The organism is Rhabdonatronobacter sediminivivens, assembly GCF_013415485.1.
Classification (GTDB): Bacteria; Pseudomonadota; Alphaproteobacteria; order Rhodobacterales; family Rhodobacteraceae; genus Rhabdonatronobacter; species Rhabdonatronobacter sediminivivens.
On the sequence record NZ_JACBXS010000109.1, the window covers coordinates 1 to 1,632 of the forward strand.

Consider the following 1,632-nt stretch of genomic DNA (forward strand, 5'->3'; position numbering starts at 1 on the left):
CTGCGCTATCTGGGGGCTGCGCGCGTGGCCATAACCTCACGACAGCCCTTCTTCCCGACGTGCTACGGCAAGGCCTTCACCGACCGGCTGTTCGGCCTGCGCAAGCGCGCGGCCACCGGCCAGCACGAGTTCGACATGCTCTGCGCCGAGCTTGGCATCGAGCATCGCCTGACCCCGCCGATGCGCCCCCAGACCAACGGCATGGTCGAACGCTTCAACGGCCGCATCGAGGACGTCCTCCAAAGCCACCGCTTCCACAGCGGCGAGGACCTGGAGCAGACCATCCTGCGCTACGTCCACCTCTACAACAGCCAACTCCCCCAAGCGGCCCTGAAGGGCCGAACGCCTATCAACGCCCTCAAGGACTGGCAGCGCCAAAGGCCTGAACTGTTCAAGAAACGCGTCTACAATTACGCGGGATGTGACAATTTTTCCGTTTCGGGAGATCGTTCATGCCGGGCCGTCATGTCACCGACCAACAGATGAGGCTCTTCATGACGCTCAGACATACCCATTCCGTTCCCGTGGCTGCCGCGAAGGCCGGGGTCAGCCAGGCGACCGGCTATCGGTTGCAATCCAGCCCGACCCTTCCCTCGCAGAAGAAGGCTCGTCGCGACCGGCGTCGTCCCGACCCGCTGGTTGTGTCTCGAAAGTGGTGGAAATTCTCCGAAGACGTCCTCCGAGCGGATTGATTTGCGCGTGATCAAGCGGCGAGGTCAAGGGTCATGGGCTCGATCGGCTTGTCGAGGGTTTGCCATCCATCGACCTTGCGCATGGTGATCTGGCCGGAGGCGAGCAGAGCCCAGAGGAGTATCGGCACGGTTTCGGCGCAGGGCAGCGCAGCCTGGGTCTTGATCCGGCGGCGGAACTCCTCGTTCAAACGTAAGCGTTCGCTGCGGATCACCGGGTTTTCAGCTTGACGGCTTGAAGTTCCATGGCAGCAGATCGTCGATGCGATTTTGGGGGTGACCATTGGCGATGGCGGTCAGGGTTGCCCTGAGATACGCGAAGGGTTCGACGCTGTTGATCTTGCAGGTCTCGATCAGTGACGCGACGCGGCCCCAGGCAGCGCCGCCTTCATCATGGCCTGCAAAAAGTGCATTCTTGCGATTGAGAGCTATCGGGCGGATCAAATTTTCAACCCTGTTGCTGTCGATCTCGACGCGGCCATCGGTCAGGAAGGTTTGCAGCCCGTCCCAGTGATTGTGGATATAGGCGAGCTTTTCACCCAGCCGCGACTTTGCCGATATCTTGCGACGTTGCGCCTGAAGCCACTCCCCGAAGGCCGCGACCAGCGGTGCGGTGCGCGTCTGACGGGCGGACAGGCGCTGCCCGGGCGAGATGCCGCGGATATCGGCCTCGATCGCATAGAACTCAGCGATGCGACGCAGACCTTCTTCGGCGATTTCCGAGCCATCGCGATCAAAGACTTCCTTCAGCTTGCGGCGCGCATGCGCCCAGCAATGGGCAACCCGAATGGGATCACCGCCCTTGCGAGAGGGTTTGGTCAGCCGATTATAGCCCTGATAGCCATCTATCTGCAGGATGCCGTCAAAGCGGGGATGTCCCGATGAATGTTGAAATCGGGTCGGGGCAGCGCTGCCGGGATCATGGTTAGGCGGCCTCTGCGGT

The 1,632-nt window shown here is 61.6% G+C and carries 2 protein-coding genes and 2 pseudogenes; 2 read left to right on the forward strand and 2 right to left on the reverse strand.

Annotated elements, in window-relative coordinates; translation table 11 throughout:
- Positions 1-486: integrase core domain-containing protein (locus tag HUK65_RS18320; protein ID WP_235442277.1), on the forward strand; the 486-nt coding region annotated here is incomplete at its 5' end.
- A pseudogene (locus HUK65_RS18930) lies at positions 453-638 on the forward strand (IS21 family transposase); the annotation flags it as partial. The gene HUK65_RS18320 and the pseudogene HUK65_RS18930, both read left to right, overlap by 34 nt.
- A gap of 65 nt (positions 639-703) precedes the next feature.
- On the opposite strand, the pseudogene HUK65_RS18325 reads toward HUK65_RS18930, so the two are convergent.
- Together HUK65_RS18325 and tnpC are read right to left on the reverse strand one after the other, a co-directional pair.
- Positions 704-883: pseudogene (locus HUK65_RS18325) on the reverse strand (IS256 family transposase); the annotation flags it as partial.
- Between the two features lie 28 nt (positions 884-911).
- A partial coding sequence (gene tnpC, locus HUK65_RS18330; RefSeq protein ID WP_235442278.1) for an IS66 family transposase occupies positions 912-1,632 on the reverse strand: 721 nt, incomplete at its 5' end.